The organism is Sphingomonas sp. SL1004, assembly GCF_057815015.1.
Map to the genome: position 1 here is coordinate 2,632,541 of NZ_JBYMUX010000001.1, position 24,500 is coordinate 2,657,040.

Consider the following 24,500-nt stretch of genomic DNA (forward strand, 5'->3'; position numbering starts at 1 on the left):
CGGGCGAGGAGTCAATCGAGCACGGTATCTACTTCGACGCGCATTTGCGTGGCGGCGTCCGCAAGGTCGTGATCGAGCGTCGCTAAGGACCAACCGCGCGCGACGACGATCGCGAGATGAAGGGCGTCTCCGGAGCGCAGCTTCAGGTCACCGCGATCGAGCAACGTTGCCGCCAACGCAAAATCGGTTTCGGTGACTGACTCTACGTGAAGTTCCCCGGCGCAAAACCGTTGCCACGCCTTCATCACACCACTCCAGCCAACGGTATCGATGACACCCAATCGCCGTTTCATCGCAAGCGCACCGGAAAACTCGGTTGCGACCCAATGGCTGACCGCCAGAGTATCAGTCCGTCGCGATAGCCACGCGCGTACGTCATCGCTTTGCGCCTCGGCGGTGAAGGCCGACACCATCACCGCCGTATCGCAATAGAGGGTCAATATCGCGAGTCGTCGCGCATCTGCCGGACCAGGTCACGGGCAGATGTCGGATCGTAAGGTAGCGACTTCGCTAGTGCTTCTAGCGCGTCGACGTCGATAGGCTTGCGGCGGGGGAGCGGCGGCGCCTCAGGGGTCACGCGAGCGAAGGGCTGGCCATTGCGCGTGATCTGCACAGCCTCGCCAGCTTCGAGCCGGTCGATCAGCGTGCCCAGTTCGTCTTTCAGATCAGCGATATTGATCGAGTTCATGATCCGGCTCCTGCCTGTCGCGCCGCTATACCACGGCGCGACAGGCAGACCGAATCACACGCGCATCGGCATCAGCACGTACAGCGCCGGCGACTTGTCGTTCTCGCGGATCAGCGTCGGGGCGGCGGCGTCGGCGAGATGCACCTCGACCATGTCGCCATCGATCTGCGCGAGGATGTCCATCAGGTAGCGGCTGTTGAAGCCGATCTCGAACGGCAGCGCGACGTAATCGCCGGGGACTTCCTCCGCGGCGGTGCCGTTTTCGGGCGAGGTCACCGATAGCGTGATCTTGTCGCGATCGAGCGCCATTTTTACGGCCCGCGTCTTCTCAGTGGCGATCGTGGAGACGCGGTCGACGCCTTCCATGAAGCTTTTCGGGTCGATCTTGAGGATCTTGTCGTTGCCGGTCGGAATGACGCGGCTGTAATCCGGGAAGGTGCCGTCGATCAGCTTCGAGGTCAGGATCGCCTGGCCGAGGTCGAAGCGGATTTTGGTCGGCGACAGCGACACGCCGACCGAGCCGTCGACCTCGTCGAGCAGTTTCCGGAGCTCACCGATGCATTTGCGCGGCACGATCACGTCGGGCATCGATTCGGCGCCCTCGGGACGCGGCAGCGTGACGCGCGCGAGGCGGTGGCCGTCGGTCGCGGCGGCCTTCAACACCGGGTTCGAGCTGTCGCCGTCCGCCACGTGCAGGAAGATACCGTTGAGATAATAGCGCGTCTCTTCGGTCGAGATCGCGAAGCGTGTCTTGTCGATAATCTGCTTGAGCGTCTCGGCTGGCAGCTCGAACTGGGTTGGCAGTTCGCCCTCGGCGATCACCGGGAAATCGTCGCGCGGCAGCGTGCCGAGCGAGAAGCGTGCGCGGCCTGCGACGATGCTCATCCGGCCTTCCGACGCAGCGAGCTGGACTTGAGATCCCTCGGGGAGCTTGCGCGCGATGTCGAACAGCGTGTGCGCGGACACCGTGGTCGCGCCGGGCTGGTCGACCGCTGCCGCGATCGATTCGTTGATCTGGAGATCAAGATCGGTCGCCATCAGCTTGAGCGTGCCCTCGGCAGTCGCCTCGATCAGCACGTTCGACAGGATGGGGATGGTGTTGCGCCGTTCCACCACGGACTGGACATGGCTCAGCCCCTTGAGGAGCGTTGCGCGTTCGATCGTCGCCTTCATGAAAATCCCCCATGCCGCCGCGGTCTGACTCGATACCGGGGGCAACTCCAAACCTACCTACCCAACAACAAAGGGCCGGGGCAAGCACCCCGACCCTTCGATCATGCAGGTAAATTCAGGGTTAACCGGATCAGAAGCGGAAGCCGTAGCTCGCCACGACCTGATGGCGATCGGTATCGACGTCGAAGCGGCTGCTGATGCCGCCGGTCGCATAGTCGATGTTGCCGCGCTCATAGTTCGAATAGCGGTATTCGAGCTTGGCATAGCTGTTCGGGCCCATCGCGTGCTCGGCGCCCGCACCGACGCGCCAGCCACCGAGCTTGAAGTTCGTATCGGTGGTCTGGCTGGTATCGCCCGCGAGCACCTTGAGCTTCGAGTTGGTGTAGCCGCCCTTGACGTACAGCATCGTCGTCGGTGCGACGACATAGCCCGCGCGTGCGCCGACATAGATGTCACGGCCCTGCTTGACGCGGCCATAGCCGAAGTCGCTGGTGTAGTCGTTGCGGTCGCTCTTCGCGGTCGAACCGGTCAGTTCGGCTTCGGCGCCGAGCACGATGTTGTCCGAGGTCGCGATGTCGTAGCCGATGCCGCCGCCGTACAGCAGGCCGTCGATCTTCTGGTCGTCGCGCCCATTGTCGTTGGACACGCTGCTGCCGGCGCCGGTGTGGTCGTAGCCGAGCGTGGCCTCGACGCGGGGGCCGGTGAAGGTCGGGTTGGTCTGCGCGAGGGCGGGTGCGGCCACTGCGGTGGTGGCGAGCAGCGAGACGGCGATAAGCGTACGCATTGGGGTTACTCCTTACTGATCTGTCGCCCCAAAACGCGGGGCGGACCGCTCCAATGGACCAACCGCGCGGGCGTTGCATGAACCCCAGATAAACGCGGAAATCCGTTGCTTTTGCGCCACAGGGGGTTGAAACGCGGGCCATGATTCCAAGCCAACGGCAGGGTGAAACGGACGCCCGATCAACCGACATTCCGGCCCTTCGCAAGGGTCGGGATTTCGTCGCGCGGCACGGCGAAACCGTGTTCAATGCGGCGCACCGGTTGCAGGGGGATGCGGCGCATACGCCGTTGACGCGCGCTGGGTTCGCGCAGGCGGACGAGCTTGGGCGGGCGTTGCGAGGGCTGCTGGGAGTGAAGCCGGCGCTGACGCTGTGGTCCTCCCCGACCGGGCGAGCTTTGCAGACGCTGGCGGTGATCTGCGAGCATCTGGAGCTGGACTGGCATGATGCGCGGACCGATCCGCGGTTGGTCGAGATCGACATGGGGTCATGGGGCGGGCGCTATTATGCGGACGTGATCGACGAGGTCGGGCCGGTGATGCTGCCGGGTGGGACGCTGAAGCCTGCGCCCGATGGCGAGACCTATGCGGAGATCGCAGAACGAGTCGGCGGGTGGCTTGCGGATACGGCGGAGGATCCGGGCGATCGGCTGGTGATCATGCACGGGATTTCGAGTCGAGTGATGCTCGGCGTGATGACCGGTGCGGCGGTCGATCCGTTGCTGGGCGCGCCGGTTGCGAAGGGGTTGCCGCAAGGATCGGTTACGCTGGTCGAGAACGGACGGGCGACCGTGCCGCATCTCGGCTCCGGTTTCGCACCGGCGTGAGATTGGCGGCTCTGTTGATCCTCGTAGTCGCGGTTCCGGTATCGGCGCGCGACACGATCGGCATCTACAAGGGCTGGGGCGCTTTTCGCGACGCGACACCCGACCGCTGTTACGCGATAGCGCGCCCGGTGATGGCGGGGGGCCGCTCGAGCGGTTTCGCCAGCGTTGCGACGTGGCCCAAACGCGGTCTGCGCGCCTCGCTTCACATCCGCCTCAGCCGCGAGCGCGATCGATCCGCAGGGGTGACGCTGACGATCGGCGAACGCCGACTCGCGCTGGTCGCGAACGGGCTGGATGCTTGGGCGAGCGATGAACCAAGCGACCGCGCGATTGTCGCGGCGCTGCGGTCTGGGCGGAGCATGAGTGTCGAGGCGGTCGGCGCCGGCGGGCGGCCGTTTGCGGATGTTTATGCGCTGTCGGGCGCGGCGACGGCGATCGATGCGGCTGTGCTGGCGTGTAGCGGGGGGTGAGCTCGGGGCTTCCCATCCGACCTTTCCCGACGAGCCTAACGACCCTCCCTCGCCAGGGGAAGGTGTCGCCGCAGGTGACGGAGGGGGAAGGACACGGAACGGACGTGGGCGTGTGCCTCCCCCTCCGTCTGGCAAGGGCCAGCCACCTCCCCCTGGCGGGGGAGGATCAAAGGGTGTCGTTGCCCCCTTCCCCACACCCAGTAGAAAAATCACGAAAATTCCGCTACGGGCTCGCGCATGCAGACCGCCGCGAACCTCATGCCCATCCCTGGGCACATCGATCCCGTGCCCGTTCCCCGCAGCTTCGTGCCGCGTAGCGATGGGCGTATCGACCTGCTCGGGCTGTCGCTCGCCGATCTGCGGATGGCGCTGGAGACGTCCCAGCTCGAGGAGAAGCAGGCCAAGCTGCGCGCGAAACAGCTGTGGCACTGGATCTACAATCGCGGCGCGACCGAGTTTTCGGCGATGACCGATATCTCGAAGACGATGCATCCGTGGCTGGAGCAGCGCTTCGTGATCAGCCGGCCCAACGTGGTCGAGGCTCAAGTGTCGACCGACGGCACGCGGAAATGGCTGTTGCGGTCGGACGACGCGCAGGATTACGAGATGGTGTTCATCCCCGATGCGGATCGCGGCACGTTGTGCGTGTCGAGCCAGGTCGGCTGCACGCTCAACTGCACGTTCTGCCACACCGGCACGATGCGGCTGGTGCGCAATTTGACGCCGGCCGAGATCGTCGGCCAGGTGATGCTCGCGCGCGATTCGCTGGGCGAATGGCCGAGCCAGCCGGAAGGCCGCATGCTCACCAACATTGTGATGATGGGAATGGGCGAGCCGCTGTATAATTTCGAGAATGTCCGCGATGCGTTGAAGCTGGTGATGGACGGCGCGGGGCTCGCGCTCAGCCGCCGCAGGATCACGTTGTCGACCAGTGGCGTGGTGCCGATGATGGCGCGCGCGGGGGCCGAGATCGGCGTGAACCTCGCCGTATCGCTGCACGCGGTGACCAAGGAAGTGCGCGACGAGATCGTGCCGCTCAACCGGAAATACGGCATCGAGGAATTGCTGCAGGCGTGCGCGGACTATCCGGGCACGAACAACGCGCGCCGGATCACGTTCGAATATGTGATGCTCAAGGACAAGAACGATTCCGACGACGACGCGCGCGAACTCGTCCGGTTGCTGCGGAAGTACGAGCTGCCGGCGAAGGTGAACCTCATTCCGTTCAATCCGTGGCCGGGCGCGCAATACGAGTGCTCGACGCCCGAGCGGATCAAGTCATTCTCCAGCATCGTGTTCGGTGCCGGGATCTCGGCGCCAGTACGGACGCCGCGCGGTCGCGATATCGATGCGGCGTGTGGGCAGTTGAAGACCGCGTCGGAGAAGAAGAGCCGGGCACAGATAGATCGCGAGGCCGCTGCCGAGTCCGACGCTTTTGCTTGAGTGGACTGCGGTTGCGCTGGCGGCTGGAGCTGGGGTTCTGGGCGGGGCGATGAACGCGCTCGCGGGCGGCGGCAGCTTCGCGACGATGCCGACGCTGATCGGGCTCGGCGTGCCCTCGACCTTCGCCAACGCCACCAGCAACGTCTCGCTTCAGCCAGGTGCGATGGCGAGCGCATGGGCGTATCGGCATGGGCTTCAGCCGATCTCGGGCGTCGGCATGAAGACTATGGCGGGGGTGACCTTCGTCGGCGGGCTGGTCGGCAGCCTGTTGCTCGTGGCGACGTCGGCGCGCGCATTCGACCTGATCGTGCCGTGGCTGCTGCTGTTCGCGACGCTGGCGATCGCGTTCGGGACACGGGCGTCGTTGTGGCTCAGGTCGCGCGTCGAGATCGGACCGAAGTCGCTGGTCGGAGTGCAGGCTCTGCTGGGGATTTATGGCGGGTATTTCGGGGGTGGCGTCGGTCTGATGCTGACCGCCGCGTGGGGTCTGTTGTCGGGCGCGACACCCGCGACGCTCGCGCCGCCGCGGACGTTGATGCTGGCGGTCGCTAATCTTGCCGCGACGATCATCTTCATCGCGACCGGGATGGTGGTGTGGGCGCTGTGCGTGCCGATGCTGATCGGCGGGATCGTCGGCGGGCATTACGGGGCGAAGTTGGGGTTGCTGCTGTCGCCGCAGGTGATCCGCGTGTGGACGCTGCTGGTGACGATCGCGACGACTATCGTCTTTTTCTGGCGGGCGTATGGTTATTTGTTCATCACCCTGACTTGATTGCCCGTCACCCCAGCGAACGCTGGGGTCTCGTGCGGCAGGGGTGCGCTTCGTTACGAGGATATCCCAGCTTTCGCTGGGATGACGGACTTGGGGAGGGGCGAAGACTTACCCCGGCCGGCGCATCTTGAAGAGCGCGTCTTCGGTGATCTCGAAATAATCCGCGGGGCCGCCGCCGCGCAGGATCGGGTTCGCGCGGGCAGTCTGGTAGACGCCGTCCTCCAGCATGCCTGAGTCGATGTGGATCGCGACCGCCTCGCCGAGCACCAGCCACTGGTCGAGCTCGCGGCCTTCCTTCGTCTCGAGTCGGATCAGCTGCGTCAGCTTGCATTCGAACTGCGCGCGCGATGCGGCGACTCGGGGCGGCTTCACTTTGGTCGACGCCGCCATCTCCAGCTTGGCGAGCGCGAACTCGTCGACGTCGGCGGCGACGTTCGCGGCGGTCGTGTTCATCGCCTCGCTCAGGTCGCGTGATACCAGGTTCCAGACGAACTCGCCGGTCGCCTCTATATTGGCGACGCTGTCCTTCCAGCCCATCGACGAGAAGCCGATGATCGGCGGCGTGTAGTTGAACAGGTTGAAGAACGAATAGGGCGCGAGGTTCGCCACGCCGCCAGCAGACACGGTGCTGACCCAGCCGATCGGGCGCGGCGCGACGATCGCGTTCAGGGGATCGTGCGGCAGGCGGTGGCCGTTCGCGGGTTCGTAAGAATGCCATTCGGTCATGCGCTTATCCCTGCTAAGGTCGGGTTCGACTGGCTATAGCGAAGGCCGAGCATGAACGATCCCGTTGCCTCCTCCGATTCCGTTTCTGGTTCCGTCCCCGGTGCGGCGGCCGTCGTCAAACGCCACAAACTGGCGACGCGCGTCTGGCACTGGGTGACGGTGGTGACGATGTTCATCATGATCGGCAGCGGGATCGGCATCCTGAAAGCGCATCCGCGACTGTATTGGGGGCGGTACGGGGCAAATTTCGACACAGCATGGACGACGCTCGACCAGTGGCCGAGCTGGCTGGTGACATTGCTCAACCTGCTGACGATCCCGGCGAGCTACAACCTCGCAATCTCGCGGCGCTGGCATCTGCTGTTCGCGCTGGTGCTCGCGTTCGCGTTGCTCGGGTTCATGATCGTCAGCCTGATCAACAAGCATTTCCAGCGCGACCTCCGCGTGCGCGCCGCCGATCTGTCGCCGCGCGAGGTCGGGCATGACGTGAAGGAACATCTCGCCTTCCGCTTCCACGATCCGAAGCGGCCGGGCGCGTACAACATCCTCCAAAAGCTGTCTTATGTCGCGACGATCTTCGTGCTGATCCCGGTGATGATCCTGACCGGGCTGACGATGTCGCCGGGGATGGACGCTGCTTGGCCTTGGCTGCTCGAAGTGTTCGGCGGTCGGCAGTCGGCGCGGTCGATCCACTTCATCGCCGCGACCGGGCTGGTACTGTTTATCGTCGCGCATCTCGCGTTGGTGATCCTGGCGGGGGCCTGGAACGAGGTGCGGTCGATGATCACCGGGCGTTGGCACGTTCCCAAGCACCCGTCGGAGGACGTCGCATGAGCGCGCTGATTACCCGCCGCTCGCTCGTTGTCGGTGCGACACTCGGTGCGGGCGCACTGCTGACCGGCTGCGACAAGGTCATCCAGAACCCGTCGGCGCGGAAAATCCTGTTCATGGGCGAGGACATGAACCGGGGGCTGCAACGCGCGCTGACCAACCGCAACGCGCTCGCGCCGGAGTTCACCCCCGCCCAGATGTCGCCGATCTTCCGCTCGAACGGCACGAGCAATCCGGGGACGGCGGATTACACCGCGATGGTCGCCAACAATTTCGCGGATTACCGGCTGAAGGTCGGCGGGTTGGTCGATCGGCCGCTGTCGGTCTCGCTGCCGCAACTCCGCCAGATGCCGTCGCGCGCACAGATCACGCGGCACGATTGCGTCGAGGGCTGGTCGGCGATTGGCAAGTGGCAGGGGCCGAAGCTCGGTGCACTGCTGCAAGCCGCGCAGATCCGCGATACCGCGCGTTACATCGTGTTCACCTGCGCCGACCTGTACCGCGGCACGCCCTATTACGAATCGATCGACCTGGTCGATGCGTTCCACCCGCAGACGATCCTCGCCTGGGCGCTCAACGATCAGGTGCTCGACGTCGCGCACGGCGCCCCCGTCCGGCTGCGCGTCGAACGGCAGCTCGGCTACAAGCACGCCAAATACGTCATGGCGATCGACGCCGTCGCCAGCCTCGCCGGGATCGGCAAGGGCAAGGGCGGATATTGGGAGGATAACGTCGATTACGACTGGTATGCGGGGATCTGATCGAACCGGGCTGGCGCAATTCCATACCAATCGTTAGCAAGTGCAACATGGCTCTTTTCGATCGTTTCCTGGCCCGGCAGGTGAAAACCGGCGAACTCACCCTGATCCACGCCGACGGCACCACCAAGCACTTCGGCAAGCCTGATCCGGCCTACAATCCCGTCACGATCCGGCTGACTCAGCCCGGCGTTGCAGGCGCGATCGTCCGCCACCCGGCACTGGGCGCGGCGGAGGCGTTCATGGACGGGCGCCTCGTGATCGACCGCGGCGACATCCGCGACCTGATCAACCTGCTGAAGGGCAACAGCCCGTGGGAGCATGGCGGCGGGCTCAATCCGTCGCTGCCGATCAAGCTGCTCGGCAAGGTGGTGCACCGCGTCGATCGTGTAAACATGGCGCGTCGCTCCAAGAAGAACGTCGCGCATCATTACGACCTGTCGGACCGGCTGTACGACCTGTTTCTCGATGCGGACCGTCAATATTCCTGCGCGTACTTCACCGATCCGGACAACAGCCTGGAGAAGGCGCAGGACGACAAGAAGGCGCACATCGCCGCCAAGCTCGCGATCAAGCCGGGCATGCGCGTGCTCGACATCGGCTGCGGCTGGGGGGGGATGGCGCTGTACCTACATGCGAAGACCGGTGCCGAAGTGCTCGGCGTTACGCTGTCCGAAGAGCAGCTGAAGGTGGCCCGCCGTCGTGCCGAAGAGGCCGGCGTTGCCGACAAGGTGAAGTTCGAACTGATCGACTATCGCGCGCTGACCGGGACATTCGACCGGATCGTCTCGGTCGGGATGTTCGAGCATGTCGGCCCGGCGCACTACAAGGCGTTCTTCCGCAAGTGCCGCGACCTGCTGACGGAAGACGGCGTGATGCTGCTCCACACGATCGGCCGGATGGGTGGGCCTGGCGTGACCGACACGTTCACGACCAAGTATATCTTCCCGGGTGGCTACAACCCGGCGCTGTCGGAGATCGTAAAGGGGTATGAGGGGCTGAAGTTCTTCCCGTGCGATATCGAAGTGCTGCGCGTGCATTACGCGCTGACGATCGACCTCTGGTACGACCGCACGGTGGCCGCGAAGGACGCGATCGTCGCGTTGTACGACGAGCGATTCTATCGGATGTGGACATTCTATCTTGCAGGGGCTGCGGCGGCGTTTCGGACCGGGGGGATGGTCAATTACCAGATCCAGCTGTCGAAGGGCCGGATGACCCTGCCGCTGACGCGCGACTACATGATCGAGGGCGAGCGGGCGTTGCGCGAGGCCCCCGCCGTTCGTCCTGAGTAGGGACTGAGCGAAGCCGAAGACCCGTATCGAAGGACAATGACCCACGCGGGCCAGTCCTTCGATACGTCGCTTCGACGAGCTCAGCAGCTACTCAGGACGAACGGAAATTTTGCAGTATCGCCGAACGGTCAGGACTCAGCGCGGCCCTTGCACGTCGGCCTTCGCTGCGGCGCGCTCGTCGCCGCCGATCTTGCCGTCCTTGTTCGCGTCGTACTTCGCGAAGGTCGCCGCGAGCAGCGCCTGCGCCTCGGCCTGCGTGACCTTGCCGTCCTTGTTCTTGTCCGCGCTGGTGAACCACAGGTCCGCGAGGCGCTTGGCGTGGACCGGGTCCGGACGGCCTTGCCCGCCGACCTTCATGTTGCCGATCCGTGCCTGCACTTCGGCACGCGTCAGGACGCCGTCCTTGTTGGTATCCGACGCGGCGAATTCGGCCTTGAACTTGGCCGAGGCGGACGCGCGGGTTTCCTGCGCGAGCGCCGGAGTCGCAAGACCGGCAAGAGCGAGAAGGGTAAGGCTTTGGCGTAGCACGGTGCGGTAACTCCAGAGGATTTGCGGCGCGAATAGACCGGTTTGGTTGTACGCGCCATGAATGCACGCGGTTGCATGGGGCGCGCCCAGCGCATAGGGGCGCGGACATTGGATATTGCCGAAGGACCCTGCCCGTGACCGATCAGATCAACCGCGTCGTGCTCGCCTATTCCGGTGGCCTGGACACGAGCGTGATCCTGAAATGGCTCCAGCAGACGTATAACTGCGAAGTCGTGACCTTCACCGCCGATCTCGGCCAGGGCGAGGAGCTGGAGCCGGCGCGCGCCAAGGCCGAGATGATGGGCGTCAAGCCCGAGCACATCTTCGTCGACGACCTGCGCGAGGAGTTCGTCCGCGACTACGTGTTCCCGATGATGCGGTCGAATGCGCTGTACGAGGGGCTGTATTTGCTGGGCACGTCGATCGCGCGGCCGCTGATCGCCAAGCGCCAGATCGAGATCGCCAAGATGGTCGGCGCCGACGCGGTCAGCCACGGTGCGACCGGCAAGGGCAACGACCAGGTCCGCTTCGAGCTCGGCTATTACGCGCTGTCGCCCGACATCAAGGTTATCGCGCCGTGGCGTGAATGGGATCTCACCAGCCGCACGCGGCTGATCGAGTTCGCCGAGCAGCACCAGATCCCGGTCAGCAAGGACAAGCGCGGCCAGGCGCCGTTCTCGACCGATGCGAACATGCTGCACACGTCGAGCGAAGGCCTGGTGCTCGAGAACCCGTGGGACGAGGTTCCCGACTATGTCTACTCGCGCACCGTGAACCCCGAGGATGCGCCCGACGTGCCCGAGTACATTACGATCGATTTCGAACGTGGCGACGGCGTCGCGATCAACGGCGAGGGGATGAGCCCGGCGACGCTGCTGTCGACCCTGAACGAATATGGCCGCCGCCACGGCATCGGCCGTCTCGATCTCGTCGAGAACCGCTTCGTCGGCATGAAGAGCCGCGGCATGTACGAGACTCCCGGTGGCACGATCTATCACCTCGCACATCGCGGCATCGAGCAGCTGACGCTCGATCGCGGCGCCGCGCATCTGAAGGACGAGCTGGCACCACGCTATGCCGAGCTGATCTACAACGGCTTCTGGTTCTCGCCGGAGCGCGAGATGCTGCAGGCAGCGATCGACCACAGCCAGGAGAAGGTGTCGGGCACCGTCCGGCTGAAGCTCTACAAGGGCGGCGTGTACGTGGTGGGCCGCAAATCGGCGAACTCGCTGTATTCGGAGAAGGTCGTGACGTTCGAGGACGACCAGGGCGCGTACGATCAGCGCGACGCGGCGGGGTTCATCAAGCTGAACGCGCTCAGGTTGCGGTTGCTGGGGCGGCGGGACCAGTAAATCGGCAAGCAGAATTACACTTCCCCGGCGAAGGCCGGGGCCCAGTTGGGGGACGTTGCTGACGAAGGACGGCGCGTCGTTACCGTAGCTTTCCCATCTGGACCCCGGCCTTCGCCGGGGAGGTGAGCTTGCGGTGAGGTGAGGTGGGGTGACGTGAACGCCTCCGCCCCGCCCCTCGCAGCACCCCGCGCCCGTTAACCACGCCTTAGGCATCTTCCGTCATAAACCTCGCAACTTGTGGGGAATGTCTGGATGCCGAACACGCCTGTCGACGTTGCGATCATCGGGGCGGGCCCTGCCGGGCTGACAGCCGCCTATCTGCTCGGCAAGGCGGGCTATTCCGTCACCGTGATCGAGAAGGATCCGGTGTACGTCGGCGGCATCAGCCGGACCGTCGAGCATCAGGGCTTCCGATTCGACATCGGCGGCCACCGATTTTTCTCGAAGTCGCAGCCGGTGGTCGATCTCTGGAACGAGATCCTGCCGGACGACTTCATCGAACGCCCGCGGATGAGCCGGATCTATTACGAAGGCAAATTCTACAGCTATCCGCTGCGTGCGTTCGAAGCGCTGGGGAATCTCGGCATCTGGCGCTCCACGCTGTGCATGGCGAGCTATGCCAAGGCCAAGCTGCGACCTAACCCCAACGTCCGTAGCTTCGAGGATTGGGTGGTCAACCAGTTCGGCCACAAGCTGTATTCGATCTTTTTCAAGACCTATACCGAGAAGGTCTGGGGCATGCCGTGCGACACGATGTCGGCGGATTGGGCCGCCCAGCGGATCAAGGGACTGAGCCTTGGCGGGGCGGTGATCGATGGGCTGAAGCGCTCGCTTGGGCTCAACAAGAAGCCCAATGACGGCATGCAGACCAAGACGTTGCTGGAGAGTTTCCGTTATCCGCGGCTCGGGCCGGGGATGATGTGGGATGCCGCGCGCGACAAGGTGCTGGGGCACGGCAACACGATCCTGATGGGGCATGCGCTGAAGCAGCTTGCCGAGGATTCGACCGGTCGCTGGCGCGTCACCGCTACCGATCGCGACGGCGGGACCGTCACGATCGATGCGGGCCATGTGATCAGCAGCGCGCCGATGCGCGAACTGGCGGGTCGCCTGCATCCGTTGCCGACGACGTTGCCGCAGGCGAGTGCGCTTAGGTACCGCGATTTCCTGACCGTCGCGCTGATGATCAAGTCGCCCGACCTGTTTCCGGACAACTGGATCTACATCCACGATTCGAAGGTGAAGGTGGGTCGCGTCCAGAACTTCCGCAGCTGGTCGCCGGAGATGGTGCCCGATCCGGATATCGCGTGTGTGGGACTCGAGTATTTCTGCTTCGAGGGCGATGGATTGTGGGCGGCGAGCGATGCCGATCTGATCGCGCTGGCGACGAAGGAAATGGCGATCCTCGGGCTGTGCGATCCCGCGCACGTCACCGGCGGTGCGGTGGTGCGACAGGAGAAGGCGTACCCGGTGTACGACGAGGAGTACCGCGACAACGTCGACGCCCTGCGCGAGGAGATCGAGACGCGACATCCGACCTTGCATTGTGTCGGGCGCAACGGGATGCACCGCTACAACAACCAGGACCACGCGATGATGACCGCGATGCTGACGGTGCGCAATATCCAGGCGGGCAAGCGAGTACACGACATCTGGAGCGTCAACGAGGACGCCGAATATCACGAAGCGGGTAACGAGGGGGAACAGGCGGGGATTGCTGCGGCGCTCTCCAGCGTCCGCGACGTTCCGGAGCGGCTCAAGGCGGCGTGATGGGGCGACGTCTACGTCATTCGTGAGCACCACCCCGGCGAAGGCCGGGGCCCAGTTGGAAAGGTTGTAGTAACAGCGCGATGCCCTCCGTTAGCGACGTCCCCCAACTGGGCCCCGGCCTTCGCCGGGGTGGCGCAGGTGGGGCTGATCGCTGGAACGAGCACGGCATGATTGACGCCCCCCCCCCATCTGACGAACCAAAGCTCGGCACCCGTCTCTGGCCGACTGTCCTCGGGGGCTGGACGCTGGCCGCGCTAGTCCTGTGCCTCGCGTTCGCCAGCGCGATCGCGACGCTGCGCTTTCCCGATCCCGACGACGCGATGCGCCTGCTCGAAGTTCGCGACTGGCTCGGCGGACAGAGCTGGTGGGACGTCGGCCAGCATCGGCTGAACGGGGGCGATTTCGCAATGCATTGGTCGCGTCTCGTCGACCTGCCGATCGCGGCAACGATGCTGGTGCTGGATCCGCTCTTCGTGCCCGATACCGCGAACCGCATGGCGATGACCATCGTACCGCTGCTTACACTGCTCGCACTGATGGCGTTGGCCGCGGACCTCACGCGGCGGGTGAGCGACGTCGAACGCGCAAAACTTGCGCTTCTACTGGCGCCGCTGTCGATCCCGATAGTCTACCAGATGCGACCGTTGCGGATCGATCATCATGGCTGGCAGATCGTGCTGGCCATGGCCGCGACGACGTTGCTAGTCGGGCGCGCTACGGCACGAACCGGAGTTTTTGCCGGATTGGCGCTGGCGACACTGGTGACGATTTCGCTGGAGGGATTGCCTGTTGCGGTGGCGATCACCGCGGTTGCGGCACTTGCCTGGGCCTGGAAGCCGGCGCGTCGTCCGTTCCTGATCGGACTGGCGAGCACGTTCTTTGGGGCGGCGCTGCTGCTGCATGGCGTGACGCGAGGCCCGGGGATGTTCGCGACCGTATGCGATGCGGTCTCTCCCGGCTGGCTGGCAGTGCTCGGCGTGGCCGCGGTCGGACTGTCGGTCGCCACGATGTTCGGTACTCGGTCACTCGCGGCTCGCCTCGCGGCATTGGCCTCGGCGGGTCTCGCCTGTGTCGCGACGCTGCTGCTCGTTGCGCCTGAATGCCTGCGCGGACCGTTCGCGACGCTCGATCCACTGGTGTACCGGGTTTGGTACCAGAACGTGCCCGAGGGCCTGCCGATCTGGCGGCAGGATGCGGCGTGGGCGGCGATGACGCTCGGCTTTCCAATCGTAGGTCTGGTCGGGACAGTGCTCGCCTGGCGTCGTGCAAATGGTACCGCAGCGACACGGTGGGCAACCCTGCTCGCGGTCCTCGTCTTTGCAACTGCCCTGTCGTTGCTCGTGATGCGGACCGGGGCGACCGCGAATGCGCTCGCACTGCCCGGCGGAGCCTGGGCGCTGCTCGCCATGCTCGAGCGAACGCGCCGGATCGGGCCGGTATTGTTGCGCACCGTGGCGACCGCAGGCGCGTTGCTCGCCGCATCGCCGGGATTGGTAGCAGGCGCATTATTCGCGGCGACGCCGGGCTCCCCGGCGCATTCGGACATGCGTGGCTCGGGCCATTTGCCCTGCCAGGGCGTCGCAGATGTCCGCGCGTTGGAGCAGCTCCCGCCGAGCACGCTGTTCGCGCCGATCGACGTGACGCCGGAGATCGTCGCGACGACCGGCCATCATGCGATCGCGGGTGGCTATCACCGCAACACGCGCGCGCTGCACCGCGTCATCGCCGGTTTCATGCAATCGCCCGATGCCGCGCGCGGCACGATTGTCGCCAGCGACGCAGCGTATGTCATCGCGTGTCCCGGCGCGATCGAGATGAACATCTACCGTGACGAAGCGCCCAACGGCCTGTGGGCGCGACTCGATCGCGGCGAGCGGTTCGCGTGGCTGACACCTGTGCCGATCGCCGGATCGCCAGTTCTTGCATGGCGAATCAACAACTCGTCGCGCGCGCCCTTGTCTGGAGCGCCCGTCCGCCCCTAGGGTCGGATGGTATGAACATTCCGGGGGAAAAGCTGCACTGGTGGCAGACGCGCGGCTTCGTCGTCGCCGTGGCGATCGCGTCGATGATACCGCTGCTGTGGCCGGAGGTGCCGCCGCTGGTCGATCTGCCGGGGCATATGGGGCGCTACCGCGTACAGCTCGCGATTGCCGATAATCCCTGGCTATCTGAATGGTATAACTTCCATTGGCAGATGATCGGCAATCTCGGCATCGACCTGCTGATCATCCCGCTTGCCCCCATTTTCGGGTTGCAGCTGGCGGTTAAGCTGATCGTGATCGCGATCCCGGCGCTGACGGTCACGGGCCTGTTGTGGATCGCGCGCGAGGTGCATGGCCGCATCCCGGCGACCGCTTTGTTCGCCCTGCCCCTCGCCTATAGTTACCCGTTCCAGTTCGGGTTCGTGAATTTCGCGCTGGCGATGGCGCTGGCGCTCAACCTGTTCGCGCTATGGCTGCGCATGGGCCGACTGAAGCGCGTGCGCCTGCGGGCCGCGATATTCGTGCCGATCTCGTGCCTGTTGTGGCTGTGCCACACGTTCGGCTGGGGCGTGCTGGGCGTGCTCGCCTTTTCCGCCGAGCTGATCCGCCAGCATGACATCCGCCGCGACAGCGATCCCAAGAGCTGGGCGCATGGCTGGTTCAAGGCGTTCGTCCAGGCGGGGCTGAACTGCCTGCCGCTCGCGCTGCCAATGGTGATGATGATCATCTGGCGGTCGGGTGATCATGTCGGCGGCAAGACGCAGGATTGGTTCAACTGGCGCTGGAAGATGAACTGGATCACGATGGTCCTGCGCGACCGGTGGATGGCGTTCGACATCGCGTCGGTCACCGTGCTGTTCGTGATCCTGTTCCGCGGCGTGCGCGACCAGACGATCGAATATTCGCGCAATTTGGGGCTGTCGGCGCTGTTTCTGCTGGCGGTCTATGTGCTGTTGCCACGGATCGTGTTCGGGTCGGCCTATGCGGACATGCGGCTCGCGCCGTTCGTGCTGGCGATCGCGTTGATCGCGCTCCGGCCGCGACCCGGCGTGTCGCTACGCGGCGCAGCGGTGCTGGCGGTGATCGGCTTCGCGTTCTTCGCGGTGCGGCTCGGCGGGACCACGATCAGCTACCTGATGTACGACCGCAGCTACGACCAGGCGATCGCGGCGATCGATACCGTGCCCGAGCGCGCCCGCGTCGTGTCGTTCGTCGGGCGGCGCTGTCGCGACGACTGGGCCTATTCGCGGCTCGAGCATGTGCCGGCGCTGCTACTCGAGCGCCGCCTGGCCTTCACCAACGATCAATGGTCGATGGCCGGCGCGCAGCTGCTGACGACGCGATATCCCGCGGCGAAGGGCTTTGCGCACGATCCGTCGGAGATTGTCAGCGACATCAAGTGCCGGGGCCAGTTCTGGCGGCCGATCTCGATGGCGCTGGAGAAATTCCCGCGCGCGGCCTTCGATTACGTGTGGCTGATCCACCCGCCGAAATTCGATCCGGCGCTGATCCGCGACCTAACCTTGATCCGCCGCGACGGAACGAGCCTGCTCTACCGCATCAACCGACCTGCTGCTCGCCCCGCCGGAACGGAGTAAGCTCGCCGAGATACTCCTGCTGTTCGGCAACGGCTTCGCGCTCGCGGACGAGATAGTCGGCGATCGCGCGACGGAAGCTCGGATCGGGAATGTAGTGCGCGGAGTAGGTTGCGACGGGCGCATAACCACGCGCGAGCTTGTGTTCGCCCTGCGCGCCGGCCTCGACAGTCTCCAGGCCGCGCGCGATGGCGGCGTCGATCGCCTGGTAATAGCAGAGCTCGAAATGGAGGAACGGCACCTCCTCGGTCGCGCCCCAATAGCGGCCGTAGAGCGTGTTCTCGCCGATCAGGTTGAGCGCGCCAGCGATGGGCAGGCCGTCGCGTTCGGCGAGGATCAGCAGGATCTGGTCGCCCATCGTCTTGCCGATCTGGTCGAAGAAGGCGCGTGTCAGGTACGGCTGACCCCATTTGCGCGCGCCGGTGTCCTGGTAGAAGATCCAGAACGCGTCCCAGAGCTCCGGCGTGATCTCGGCGCCGGTGAGATGGCGGATCGTCAGGCCTTCGACGGCGGCGGCGCGTTCCTTGCGGATCGCCTTGCGCTTGCGGCTGGCGAGCACGGCGAGGAAGTCGTCGAAGCTGGCGTAGCCGTCGTTCTTCCAGTGGAACTGCGTGCCCTGGCGGATCAGCCAGCCAGCGGACTCGAACAACGCCACTTCGTCGGGGTCGATGAAGGTGGCGTGAGCCGACGACAGCCCGCTTTGGTCGGTGACCGCTTCCAGTGCGGCAATCAGAGCTGGGGCGTGTTCCCGATCGCGGAGTAGCAGGCGCGGGCCTGGCACCGGGCTGAACGGCGCGGCGATCTGGAGCTTGGGGTAATATTGCCCCCCTGCCCGCTCCCACGCATCGGCCCAACCCTGGTCGAACACGTATTCGCCCTGGCTGTGGCTCTTGGCGTAAGCGGGGGCGATTGCGGCAGGCTTGCCGTCGGGACCGTCGACCACGACCGGCAGCGCCTGCCAACCGGATCGGCCGCCGACGCTACGCGACGTTTCGAGCGCGGAGAGGAAGGCGTGGCCGACGAACGGGTTGGCGGTGCCGGAGCACGCGTCCCAATCCTCGGCCGCGATGGAGGTGACGCCTTGGGCGATGCGAGCGGTGACGGCGTTCATTGCCGCCTAGGTAGAGACGCGGGCGCGCGCCTCCAAGGGCCATGGGTGGAGACGCGGGCGCGCCTCCGGGACGGTCAGGCGGAAACCTGCACGATCGCGTCGATCTCGACTGCGGCGCCGAGCGGGAGGACGGGGACGCCGACGGCCGAGCGGGCGTGCTTGCCCGCATCGCCGAACAGCGCGACCATCAGGTCGGAGGCGCCGTTGGCGACCTTGGGCTGATCGGTGAAATCGCCGGTGGAGTTGACGAATACGCCGAGCTTCACGATCCGCTCGACGCGACCGAGCGTGCCGAGTGCCGCCTTCATCTGTGCGACGAGCATGAGCGCGCAGAGCTTGGCGGCCTCCTGCGCGTCTTCGAGCGAAACGCCGTCTCCGACGCGGCCAGTGACCAGCGCGCCGTCCTTGAACGGCAACTGGCCGGAGATGTGGAGCATGCCGTTGGCCAGCACGGTCGGGACGTAGGACGCCACGGGTGCGGCAGCCTGCGGGAGGGTGAGGCCCAGCTCTTCGAGCTTGCGGTCGATACGATCGGTCATGTGGGGAGCATCACCACAGCGTTGGGGGACGGGTCAAGTGGGCCTCGGTACGAACCGCCGTTCGAGCAATCCTCCCCCGCGAGGGGGAGGTGGCGCCGCAGGCGACGGAGGGGGAGGCACACGCAACAAGGGTTTCCCTTACCTCCCCCTCCGTCTGGCAAGGGCCAGCCACCTCCCCCTTGCGGGGGAGGATCGAGAGATTAGGCGTCCGCCGGCAAGCCCGCCTCGAACCGCGCGGCAATCCAGTCGGCAGCTTCGCGCCAATCGTCGATTCGCGCATGCGCTTCAGGCGCTTTCGGCACGTTCACCGCCAGCGTCGGTTCCGAGATCATGTGCAGCCGGTGCACCCCCGGCGCATGCTTGGCGACCGACTCGTGATGCACCGCGAGATCGTCGACGAACACCGTGACCGGGTTCCCATATTCCTCGACCAGCCGCGATACCGGCGTACCCTTGCCGCCCTGGTTGCACTCGACACGGTGGGCGATGCCGAACTTCGCCAGTTGTTCGATCCGCGGCTGGCGGCATTCGTCCTGCAGGTTGGTGAGGATGACGATATCCGCCACCTCGCCAAGCCGCGCCAGCGCCTCGACCGCATGCGGCACCAGCGTTTGGCGGTGCATCTCGGCGGGGAAGAACTCGCCCAGCATCGTCCACATATCCTCGCGTGACGGCGGCGGGCCGCCATCGCGGCGCGTCATCGCAGTCGAGAAATCGCCGTGCTGGATCGCAAAGTCGATGTCATGGCGCTCGTCGAGCCACACGCCGAAATGCTTGACCATGTGCAGCAGCACTTCGTCGCAATCGCTGATCAGCAGCGGCCTCATGCTTCAAGCTCCATACGGGCGCGGACCAGCGCTTCGGGCTTCACGCCGAGCGATTCGGCGCACGCGATCAGGTCCGGCTCGTGGTTTTCGAGGAACCCAAGCGCCGCGGACAGCACGGTCGGGTCGCTTGCCCTTGCGCGCAGATCGTGTGGCTCCAGCCCGGTCACCGACAGCAGCCGCATCGCGCGGTCGGGCTCGACCAAGGTCCATACCAGCGCGCGCAGGGCGAGCGCTTCGGCGTCTTCGTTTGAATCGCGGTCGCGCATTGCCTATCGTGCCCTCTTTCCGGATAAGGTGCGGCGGTGACAAAGAAGGTGCTCGTTGTCGAGGACAACGAACTGAACCTCAAACTATTCTGCGATCTGCTGCGCGCGCATCAGTTCGCCGTCGAACCCGTGCGCGACGGCCGCGAAGCCGTTGCGCGGGCTCGCGATTTCGTGCCCGACCTGATCATCATGGACATCCAGATGCCGCACGTCACCGGCTACGAGATCATCCTCGAGCTGAAGGCGGACGAGGATTTGCGTGCGATCCCGGTGATGGCGGTGACGGCGTATGCCGGGCGGGACGACGAGGAGCGGATCCGGGCGGCTGGCGCGGATGCGTACGTTTCGAAGCCGATCAGTCTGGCGCGGTTCATGGATGCGGTGGGGTCGCTGATCTGAGACGGGCGCGCGCCTCTCGCCACGGCCCGGCATGCCACATCGACCCATAATCCGGTGCCTTACCCTATTCCCGTTCGTGCTGAGTAGAGTCCGAGTAGCTCCGCAAGGAGCGTATCGAGGGCTCGTATCGAAGCATGCGTTCCGCGCGCCAACCTGTTCTTCGATACGCCCTCTCGATACGCCGCCTACGGCGACTACTCGACGGCTGCTCAGGACGAACGGGAGAGGGGGCAAGCGGAAGGGGGAGGGACGAACGGAAGGGAAACACAAACGCCAAAAGCCGCGGAGTTACCCGCGGCTTTCCGGATCGTCGCAATCAGTCGGCGGTTTGCACCGCCGGCCGGATTACTTGATCTTGGCTTCCTTGAACTCGACATGCTTGCGCACGACGGGATCGTACTTCGAGAAGGAGAGCTTCTCCGTCTTGGTACGGGGATTCTTCTTGGTGACGTAGAAGAAGCCGGTGTCAGCGGTGCTGAGCAGCTTGATCTTTACGGTGGTCGGCTTGGCCATGAGCCCAATTCCTATGGCTTGAAAATGCGAAAGCGGCGAACTGACGCCGCCGCTCCATCAGGGGCGGCGCATGGCGGACGCGCAGGGCGAAGTCAAGCTTTACGCCCTCGACACGCCGTAGAATGCGTCATTTAACCCGCTATTCACTACCATAAGCGCATTCTATCATCAGATAGAATGGAGCGAGGATCATGGGGCAGGCGCTACGAATCGACGTTACCGCACGAATCGACGACATGGGCGCCGTGAAAGCCGATCTCGCCGCGCGAATTGCCGCGATCGACGTCCGCGCCCCCTATTCCCGCCCATGCGACATCGCCACCGAGATCGATGCGATCCGCGTCATTGCGCATAGCAATGGCCTGAACCCCGCGGTCACCGTCGCGCATTTCGTCGACTCGGCGCTGTCCCGCGGCGAGCATGGCGCGCTGGTCCATGGCTGGTTGTCGATCCTGCGCGATGCGGTCGGCAGCGATCGGCAGGACGTACAGGCATGCCACGCATTCGCCGCCGCCTGTTCGGTGCGCCTTGCGGGATAATCCATGGACGCCTTGATGGCGGCATTCGTCGCGGCCGCGCTGGCGCAGGTCGGCGATCGGACCGCGTGGCTCGCCGCGATCCTGTCGGACCGCTACGCCAGGCCGGGCGCGGTCATCGCGATGGCGGCGATCGCGTTGCTCGCAGCCAGCGGGCTGGCGGCGACGCTGGGCGCGGTGATTGGGCCGAAGCTCGCACCCAATGCGCAGCAACTGATGCTCGCGCTTGCGCTGCTGTTGCAGGGCGGCGGGTCGTTCTTCCCGGCCAAGGCGCCCGAACGGCTCGATCGCTGGACGCTCGGTGCACTCGCCACCGCCGCGCTCGGGCTGTTCATCCTGGCATTCGGCGACGGCGTGCAGTTCATCGTCCTGACATTGGCGGCGCGCACACCCGTCCCCGCCCTTGCGGCGATCGGCGCGACGGTCGGCTCGCTGGTGGTGATCGTCCCCGCAGCGCTGATGGGCGAAAAGGCCTGGCTCAGGCTGCCGCTGCGGTCTTTGCGGATTGCGATCGGCGTCGTGTTTCTGGTCATCGGCATCGTCCTCGCACTCGGCGCTTTGCGGCTGGTCTGAATCGCGGGGGAGCATTTCGGCTATCGGATCGTTACCGCAACGACTTTACAACCGGAGCTAGACATGGCCGACATCAACCCCGCCCTCGACACCCCCACCGACCTGCCGAGCAACAGCACCAAGTCGGTCGCCGACGCGCTGAACGCCGCGCTCGCGGATTGCTACGCGCTGTACCTCAAGACCAAGAACTTCCACTGGCACATGTCCGGGCCACATTTCCGCGATTACCACCTGATGCTCGACGACCAGTCCGCGCAGATCCTCGCCATCACCGACGCCATCGCCGAGCGCGTGCGAAAGACCGGCAATACCACGCTGCGCTCGATCGGCGACGTCTCGCGCCACCAGACCATCACGGACAACGACGCGGCGTTCGTCGGCCCGACCGAGATGCTCGCCGAACTGCGCGAGGACAATGTGAAGCTCGTGGAGCAGTTCCGCATCGTCAAGGATGCCGCCGACGCGGCGAAGGACAATGCGACCAGCGGCATCGTCGACGAGTGGACCGACCAGGCCGAGGAACGCGCATGGTTCCTGTTCGAGGCGAGCCGCAAGGCCTGATCGTTACTGCGGAGGAACAATCCGGCCGTCAGACCGGTTGAGCGATCCTACCAAACAGGAGGCCGATATGTTGAAGCTCGCAATCACTTTTCTCGTCATCGGCGCCGTGCTCGCGCTGCTCGGCTTCGGCGGCGTCGGTGGTGCGTTCATCGGTATCGCCAAGATCCTGTTCTTCATCGCGATCGCGCTGTTCGTGATCTTCCTCGTGCTCGGCCTGCTGGCGGGCAAGGGGATCAAGAACGCGGTCGACTGACGCACCTGTCTCAGGCGCATGAATACGACCGTCGCCGGCCCATCGGGCGGCGGTCGTTTCGTATCTGCGTCGCTCTGTCGTGATCCTCCCCTGCCAGGGGGAGGTGGCTGGCCCTTGCCAGACGGAGGGGGAGGTAAGAATCACGTCTTTTCCGTGTCCTTCTCCTCCGTCACCTTCGGTGCCACCTCCCCCTTGCGGGGGAGGATTGCGACAGGCGCGACCGGTGTGGGACCTGTTCTGCATCCCTTCGCGTGGCAGGCGCGTTGAGGATCGATGCACGCTTTCGCCGCCCTGCTCGACTCGCTCACCTACACGCGCTCTCGCAACGCCAAGCTGAAGCTGATCGCGGATTATCTGCGCGCGACGCCCGATCCGGATCGCGGCTGGGCGATGGCCGCACTGACCGGCGATCTCGATCTCAAGGGCGTGAAATCGGCGGTGATTCGCGGGCTGATCGAGGATCGCGTCGATCCGGTGCTGTTCCGAATGAGCCGCGATTATGTCGGCGACACCGCAGAGACGGTCGCGCTGCTCTGGCCCGAGCCGACGGTTCCGGTCGATCCGACGCCACTGTCGATTACCGACGTCGTCGATCGGCTCGCGGCTCTTTCGCGTGCTGACGCCCCTGGTGCGCTGGCGGACATGCTCGACCGATCCGATGCCGAGGAACGGTTCGCACTGCTGAAGATGGCGACGGGGGCGCTACGGATCGGCGTGTCCGCACGGCTGGCAAAGACCGCGCTGGCCGATGCGTTCGGACTCGATGTCGATGCTGTCGAGGAGGTGTGGCATGGTCTCGATGCGCCTTACCCCAGCCTGTTCGCCTGGGCCGAGGGCACCGGGGCACAACCCACGCCCGCCGACGTGCCCGTGTTTCGACCCTTCATGCTCGCGCATGGGCTGGAAGATTTGCGCGTCGATCTCGCCGACTATGCCGCCGAGTGGAAATGGGACGGCATCCGCGTGCAGATCGTCCATGTCGCGGGGGAAACGCGACTCTACAGCCGCACCGGTGATGACGTTACCGCCAGCTTTCCCGAGATTGCGGCTGCATTCCGGACGCCGGGCACGGTCGACGGCGAGCTGCTGGTGAAGGGCGAGCATCAGGGCGGCACCCTTGAGGATGGCGGCGGCGCGGCGAGCTTCAACGCACTCCAGCAGCGGCTCGGTCGCAAGACCGTCTCCGCGAAGATGCTGGCGGACTATCCTGCGTTCGTCCGGCTCTACGATCTGTTGATCGATGGCGAAGAGGATTTGCGCGCGCTGCCGTGGACCGACCGGCGCAAGCGGCTGGAAGCGTTCGTGCCGCAACTCGACGCCGAGCGGTTCGATCTCAGCCTGGTCATCGAGGCGGACGATTTCACCGCGCTGGAGGCGATCCGCGCCACCGCGCGCGATGCGGCGATCGAAGGCGTCATGCTCAAGCGTCGCGACTCGCCTTATGTCGGCGGACGCCGTGCCGGGCTCTGGTACAAATGGAAGCGCGATCCGCTGACCGCCGACTGCGTGATGATGTACGCGCAGCGCGGCTCAGGACGGCGATCGTCCTATTATTCGGATTACACCTTTGGCTGCTGGACCGAGGACGGCGAATTGCTCCCCGTTGGCAAAGCCTATTCCGGGATCACCGACGAGGAGCTAAAAATGCTCGACAGCTTCGTCCGCAACCATACGCAGAATCGCTTCGGCCCGGTGCGCGAAGTGGAAAAAACGCTGGTGCTGGAGATCGCGTTCGATTCGCTGCACGATTCGAAGCGGCACAAATCGGGCGTCGCGATGCGCTTTCCGCGGATCGCGCGGATCAGGACGGACAAGCCCGCCGCGGAAGCTGACCGGATCGAGACGCTCAAGCGGATGATTACGTAATCCGCGCGTCATCGAAGCGGGTAGAAGAGCGCGCTATCGCGCCGCATCTTGGTACGCGTAAGGAC

At 65.1% G+C, this 24,500-nt stretch carries 28 protein-coding genes; 17 read left to right on the top strand and 11 right to left on the bottom strand.

Features of this window, described 5'->3' with window-relative positions; translation table 11 throughout:
- Positions 1-11: 11 nt before the first annotated feature.
- The 4 genes from AC3D24_RS11825 to AC3D24_RS11840 form a co-directional block, all read right to left on the bottom strand.
- Positions 12-440: a type II toxin-antitoxin system VapC family toxin gene (locus AC3D24_RS11825; RefSeq protein WP_489030860.1), complete on the bottom strand. Its 429-nt coding sequence runs from the start codon at positions 438-440 to the stop codon at positions 12-14.
- Positions 437-688, bottom strand: coding sequence for a type II toxin-antitoxin system Phd/YefM family antitoxin (locus AC3D24_RS11830; RefSeq protein ID WP_489030862.1), 252 nt, complete (start codon positions 686-688; stop codon positions 437-439). The genes AC3D24_RS11825 and AC3D24_RS11830 overlap by 4 nt, the downstream gene beginning before the upstream one ends.
- Before the next feature lie 54 nt (positions 689-742).
- A complete protein-coding gene (dnaN, locus tag AC3D24_RS11835) occupies positions 743-1,861 on the bottom strand; it encodes a DNA polymerase III subunit beta (RefSeq protein ID WP_056017955.1) in 1,119 nt (372 codons plus the stop codon).
- A 130-nt stretch (positions 1,862-1,991) separates the two neighbouring features.
- Positions 1,992-2,645, bottom strand: a complete 654-nt coding sequence (locus AC3D24_RS11840) for an outer membrane protein (RefSeq protein WP_489030865.1) — start codon at positions 2,643-2,645, stop codon at positions 1,992-1,994.
- 140 nt (positions 2,646-2,785) lie between these two features.
- Between AC3D24_RS11840 and AC3D24_RS11845 the strand changes: the two genes are divergently transcribed.
- The 4 genes from AC3D24_RS11845 (at position 2,786) to AC3D24_RS11860 (ending at position 6,154) form a co-directional block, all read left to right on the top strand.
- The gene (locus AC3D24_RS11845) at positions 2,786-3,469 is read left to right on the top strand and encodes a histidine phosphatase family protein (protein ID WP_489030867.1); all 684 of its coding nucleotides are present in this window, start codon (positions 2,786-2,788) and stop codon (positions 3,467-3,469) included.
- Positions 3,466-3,939 carry an invasion associated locus B family protein gene (locus AC3D24_RS11850; protein ID WP_489030869.1) on the top strand — a complete coding sequence of 158 codons (474 nt, stop codon included), beginning with the start codon at positions 3,466-3,468 and terminating at the stop codon, positions 3,937-3,939. The genes AC3D24_RS11845 and AC3D24_RS11850 overlap by 4 nt, the downstream gene beginning before the upstream one ends.
- Before the next feature lie 237 nt (positions 3,940-4,176).
- Positions 4,177-5,382 (top strand): dual-specificity RNA methyltransferase RlmN, encoded by a 1,206-nt coding sequence (gene rlmN, locus AC3D24_RS11855; protein ID WP_056061442.1) that lies wholly within the window; start codon positions 4,177-4,179, stop codon positions 5,380-5,382.
- Positions 5,375-6,154, top strand: a complete 780-nt coding sequence (locus AC3D24_RS11860; RefSeq protein WP_489030871.1) for a sulfite exporter TauE/SafE family protein — start codon at positions 5,375-5,377, stop codon at positions 6,152-6,154. Before rlmN ends, AC3D24_RS11860 begins: the two co-directional genes overlap by 8 nt.
- Before the next feature lie 108 nt (positions 6,155-6,262).
- On the opposite strand, the gene AC3D24_RS11865 is transcribed toward AC3D24_RS11860, so the two are convergent.
- Positions 6,263-6,880, bottom strand: coding sequence for a flavin reductase family protein (locus AC3D24_RS11865; protein WP_489030873.1), 618 nt, complete (start codon positions 6,878-6,880; stop codon positions 6,263-6,265).
- Between the two features lie 51 nt (positions 6,881-6,931).
- Here AC3D24_RS11865 and AC3D24_RS11870 point away from each other — a divergent pair, with 51 nt between their 5' ends.
- From AC3D24_RS11870 to AC3D24_RS11880, 3 genes are read left to right on the top strand one after another with little or no spacing between them, the layout of a single operon-like run.
- Positions 6,932-7,714 carry a cytochrome b/b6 domain-containing protein gene (locus tag AC3D24_RS11870; RefSeq protein WP_489030875.1) on the top strand — a complete coding sequence of 261 codons (783 nt, stop codon included), beginning with the start codon at positions 6,932-6,934 and terminating at the stop codon, positions 7,712-7,714.
- A complete protein-coding gene (locus AC3D24_RS11875; protein WP_489030877.1) occupies positions 7,711-8,472 on the top strand; it encodes a molybdopterin-dependent oxidoreductase in 762 nt (253 codons plus the stop codon). Before AC3D24_RS11870 ends, AC3D24_RS11875 begins: the two co-directional genes overlap by 4 nt.
- Before the next feature lie 47 nt (positions 8,473-8,519).
- Positions 8,520-9,764: a class I SAM-dependent methyltransferase gene (locus AC3D24_RS11880; protein WP_489030879.1), complete on the top strand. Its 1,245-nt coding sequence runs from the start codon at positions 8,520-8,522 to the stop codon at positions 9,762-9,764.
- A 135-nt stretch (positions 9,765-9,899) separates the two neighbouring features.
- On the opposite strand, the gene AC3D24_RS11885 is transcribed toward AC3D24_RS11880, so the two are convergent.
- Positions 9,900-10,292 (bottom strand): EF-hand domain-containing protein, encoded by a 393-nt coding sequence (locus AC3D24_RS11885; RefSeq protein WP_489030881.1) that lies wholly within the window; start codon positions 10,290-10,292, stop codon positions 9,900-9,902.
- Positions 10,293-10,426: 134 nt separating this feature from the next.
- On the opposite strand from AC3D24_RS11885, the gene AC3D24_RS11890 reads away from it, so the two are divergent.
- From AC3D24_RS11890 to AC3D24_RS11905, 4 genes are all read left to right on the top strand, one after another.
- Positions 10,427-11,644, top strand: a complete 1,218-nt coding sequence (locus tag AC3D24_RS11890) for an argininosuccinate synthase (RefSeq protein WP_353469838.1) — start codon at positions 10,427-10,429, stop codon at positions 11,642-11,644.
- A 252-nt stretch (positions 11,645-11,896) separates the two neighbouring features.
- A complete protein-coding gene (locus AC3D24_RS11895) occupies positions 11,897-13,414 on the top strand; it encodes an NAD(P)/FAD-dependent oxidoreductase (RefSeq protein ID WP_489030883.1) in 1,518 nt (505 codons plus the stop codon).
- A 167-nt stretch (positions 13,415-13,581) separates the two neighbouring features.
- Positions 13,582-15,396: a hypothetical protein gene (locus AC3D24_RS11900; protein WP_489030885.1), complete on the top strand. Its 1,815-nt coding sequence runs from the start codon at positions 13,582-13,584 to the stop codon at positions 15,394-15,396.
- Between the two features lie 11 nt (positions 15,397-15,407).
- Complete coding sequence (locus AC3D24_RS11905) at positions 15,408-16,994, top strand: hypothetical protein (protein WP_489030887.1); 1,587 nt, start codon at positions 15,408-15,410, stop codon at positions 16,992-16,994.
- Here AC3D24_RS11905 and AC3D24_RS11910 read toward each other — a convergent pair.
- The 4 genes from AC3D24_RS11910 to AC3D24_RS11925 all read right to left on the bottom strand — a co-directional run bounded on the left by AC3D24_RS11910 (position 16,957) and on the right by AC3D24_RS11925 (position 19,734).
- Entirely contained in the window at positions 16,957-18,102 is a 1,146-nt protein-coding gene (locus AC3D24_RS11910; RefSeq protein ID WP_489030889.1) for a GNAT family N-acetyltransferase, read from the bottom strand. The genes AC3D24_RS11905 and AC3D24_RS11910 overlap by 38 nt on opposite strands.
- A gap of 74 nt (positions 18,103-18,176) precedes the next feature.
- Positions 18,177-18,641: a RidA family protein gene (locus AC3D24_RS11915; RefSeq protein WP_107963944.1), complete on the bottom strand. Its 465-nt coding sequence runs from the start codon at positions 18,639-18,641 to the stop codon at positions 18,177-18,179.
- 200 nt (positions 18,642-18,841) lie between these two features.
- Positions 18,842-19,468, bottom strand: a complete 627-nt coding sequence (locus tag AC3D24_RS11920; RefSeq protein WP_489030891.1) for an HAD family hydrolase — start codon at positions 19,466-19,468, stop codon at positions 18,842-18,844.
- Complete coding sequence (locus tag AC3D24_RS11925; RefSeq protein WP_056490061.1) at positions 19,465-19,734, bottom strand: DUF3572 domain-containing protein; 270 nt, start codon at positions 19,732-19,734, stop codon at positions 19,465-19,467. Before AC3D24_RS11925 ends, AC3D24_RS11920 begins: the two co-directional genes overlap by 4 nt.
- A 36-nt stretch (positions 19,735-19,770) precedes the next feature.
- Between AC3D24_RS11925 and AC3D24_RS11930 the strand changes: the two genes are divergently transcribed.
- Positions 19,771-20,133, top strand: coding sequence for a response regulator (locus AC3D24_RS11930; RefSeq protein ID WP_489030894.1), 363 nt, complete (start codon positions 19,771-19,773; stop codon positions 20,131-20,133).
- Positions 20,134-20,478: 345 nt separating this feature from the next.
- Here the strand turns inward: AC3D24_RS11930 and rpmG are convergent, their stop codons facing one another.
- Complete coding sequence (rpmG, locus tag AC3D24_RS11935; protein WP_055881863.1) at positions 20,479-20,646, bottom strand: 50S ribosomal protein L33; 168 nt, start codon at positions 20,644-20,646, stop codon at positions 20,479-20,481.
- A 191-nt stretch (positions 20,647-20,837) separates the two neighbouring features.
- On the opposite strand from rpmG, the gene AC3D24_RS11940 reads away from it, so the two are divergent.
- The 5 genes from AC3D24_RS11940 to AC3D24_RS11960 all read left to right on the top strand — a co-directional run bounded on the left by AC3D24_RS11940 (position 20,838) and on the right by AC3D24_RS11960 (position 24,435).
- Positions 20,838-21,185 carry a hypothetical protein gene (locus AC3D24_RS11940; protein WP_489030896.1) on the top strand — a complete coding sequence of 116 codons (348 nt, stop codon included), beginning with the start codon at positions 20,838-20,840 and terminating at the stop codon, positions 21,183-21,185.
- Between the two features lie 3 nt (positions 21,186-21,188).
- Positions 21,189-21,755, top strand: coding sequence for a TMEM165/GDT1 family protein (locus tag AC3D24_RS11945; protein WP_489030898.1), 567 nt, complete (start codon positions 21,189-21,191; stop codon positions 21,753-21,755).
- 63 nt (positions 21,756-21,818) lie between these two features.
- Positions 21,819-22,316, top strand: a complete 498-nt coding sequence (locus AC3D24_RS11950) for a Dps family protein (protein ID WP_489030900.1) — start codon at positions 21,819-21,821, stop codon at positions 22,314-22,316.
- 67 nt (positions 22,317-22,383) lie between these two features.
- On the top strand, positions 22,384-22,569 hold the full coding sequence (locus AC3D24_RS11955; protein WP_489030902.1) for a DUF1328 domain-containing protein: 186 nt from the start codon (positions 22,384-22,386) through the stop codon (positions 22,567-22,569).
- A gap of 273 nt (positions 22,570-22,842) precedes the next feature.
- Positions 22,843-24,435 (top strand): cisplatin damage response ATP-dependent DNA ligase, encoded by a 1,593-nt coding sequence (locus tag AC3D24_RS11960; protein WP_489030904.1) that lies wholly within the window; start codon positions 22,843-22,845, stop codon positions 24,433-24,435.
- Positions 24,436-24,500 lie beyond the last annotated feature (65 nt).

Bases quoted from the DNA above. Each gene is read 5' to 3' on its own strand.
- AC3D24_RS11830 (WP_489030862.1), bottom strand. From the start codon at position 688: ATGAACTCGATCAATATCGCTGATCTGAAAGACGAACTGGGCACGCTG.
- dnaN (WP_056017955.1), bottom strand. From the start codon at position 1,861: ATGAAGGCGACGATCGAACGCGCAACGCTCCTCAAGGGGCTGAGCCAT.
- AC3D24_RS11840 (WP_489030865.1), bottom strand. From the start codon at position 2,645: ATGCGTACGCTTATCGCCGTCTCGCTGCTCGCCACCACCGCAGTGGCC.
- AC3D24_RS11845 (WP_489030867.1), top strand. From the start codon at position 2,786: ATGATTCCAAGCCAACGGCAGGGTGAAACGGACGCCCGATCAACCGAC.
- rlmN (WP_056061442.1), top strand. From the start codon at position 4,177: ATGCAGACCGCCGCGAACCTCATGCCCATCCCTGGGCACATCGATCCC.
- AC3D24_RS11865 (WP_489030873.1), bottom strand. From the start codon at position 6,880: ATGACCGAATGGCATTCTTACGAACCCGCGAACGGCCACCGCCTGCCG.
- AC3D24_RS11870 (WP_489030875.1), top strand. From the start codon at position 6,932: ATGAACGATCCCGTTGCCTCCTCCGATTCCGTTTCTGGTTCCGTCCCC.
- AC3D24_RS11875 (WP_489030877.1), top strand. From the start codon at position 7,711: ATGAGCGCGCTGATTACCCGCCGCTCGCTCGTTGTCGGTGCGACACTC.
- AC3D24_RS11880 (WP_489030879.1), top strand. From the start codon at position 8,520: ATGGCTCTTTTCGATCGTTTCCTGGCCCGGCAGGTGAAAACCGGCGAA.
- AC3D24_RS11895 (WP_489030883.1), top strand. From the start codon at position 11,897: ATGCCGAACACGCCTGTCGACGTTGCGATCATCGGGGCGGGCCCTGCC.
- AC3D24_RS11900 (WP_489030885.1), top strand. From the start codon at position 13,582: ATGATTGACGCCCCCCCCCCATCTGACGAACCAAAGCTCGGCACCCGT.
- AC3D24_RS11905 (WP_489030887.1), top strand. From the start codon at position 15,408: ATGAACATTCCGGGGGAAAAGCTGCACTGGTGGCAGACGCGCGGCTTC.
- AC3D24_RS11910 (WP_489030889.1), bottom strand. From the start codon at position 18,102: ATGAACGCCGTCACCGCTCGCATCGCCCAAGGCGTCACCTCCATCGCG.
- AC3D24_RS11915 (WP_107963944.1), bottom strand. From the start codon at position 18,641: ATGACCGATCGTATCGACCGCAAGCTCGAAGAGCTGGGCCTCACCCTC.
- AC3D24_RS11920 (WP_489030891.1), bottom strand. From the start codon at position 19,468: ATGAGGCCGCTGCTGATCAGCGATTGCGACGAAGTGCTGCTGCACATG.
- AC3D24_RS11925 (WP_056490061.1), bottom strand. From the start codon at position 19,734: ATGCGCGACCGCGATTCAAACGAAGACGCCGAAGCGCTCGCCCTGCGC.
- rpmG (WP_055881863.1), bottom strand. From the start codon at position 20,646: ATGGCCAAGCCGACCACCGTAAAGATCAAGCTGCTCAGCACCGCTGAC.
- AC3D24_RS11940 (WP_489030896.1), top strand. From the start codon at position 20,838: ATGGGGCAGGCGCTACGAATCGACGTTACCGCACGAATCGACGACATG.
- AC3D24_RS11945 (WP_489030898.1), top strand. From the start codon at position 21,189: ATGGACGCCTTGATGGCGGCATTCGTCGCGGCCGCGCTGGCGCAGGTC.
- AC3D24_RS11950 (WP_489030900.1), top strand. From the start codon at position 21,819: ATGGCCGACATCAACCCCGCCCTCGACACCCCCACCGACCTGCCGAGC.
- AC3D24_RS11955 (WP_489030902.1), top strand. From the start codon at position 22,384: ATGTTGAAGCTCGCAATCACTTTTCTCGTCATCGGCGCCGTGCTCGCG.
- AC3D24_RS11960 (WP_489030904.1), top strand. From the start codon at position 22,843: ATGCACGCTTTCGCCGCCCTGCTCGACTCGCTCACCTACACGCGCTCT.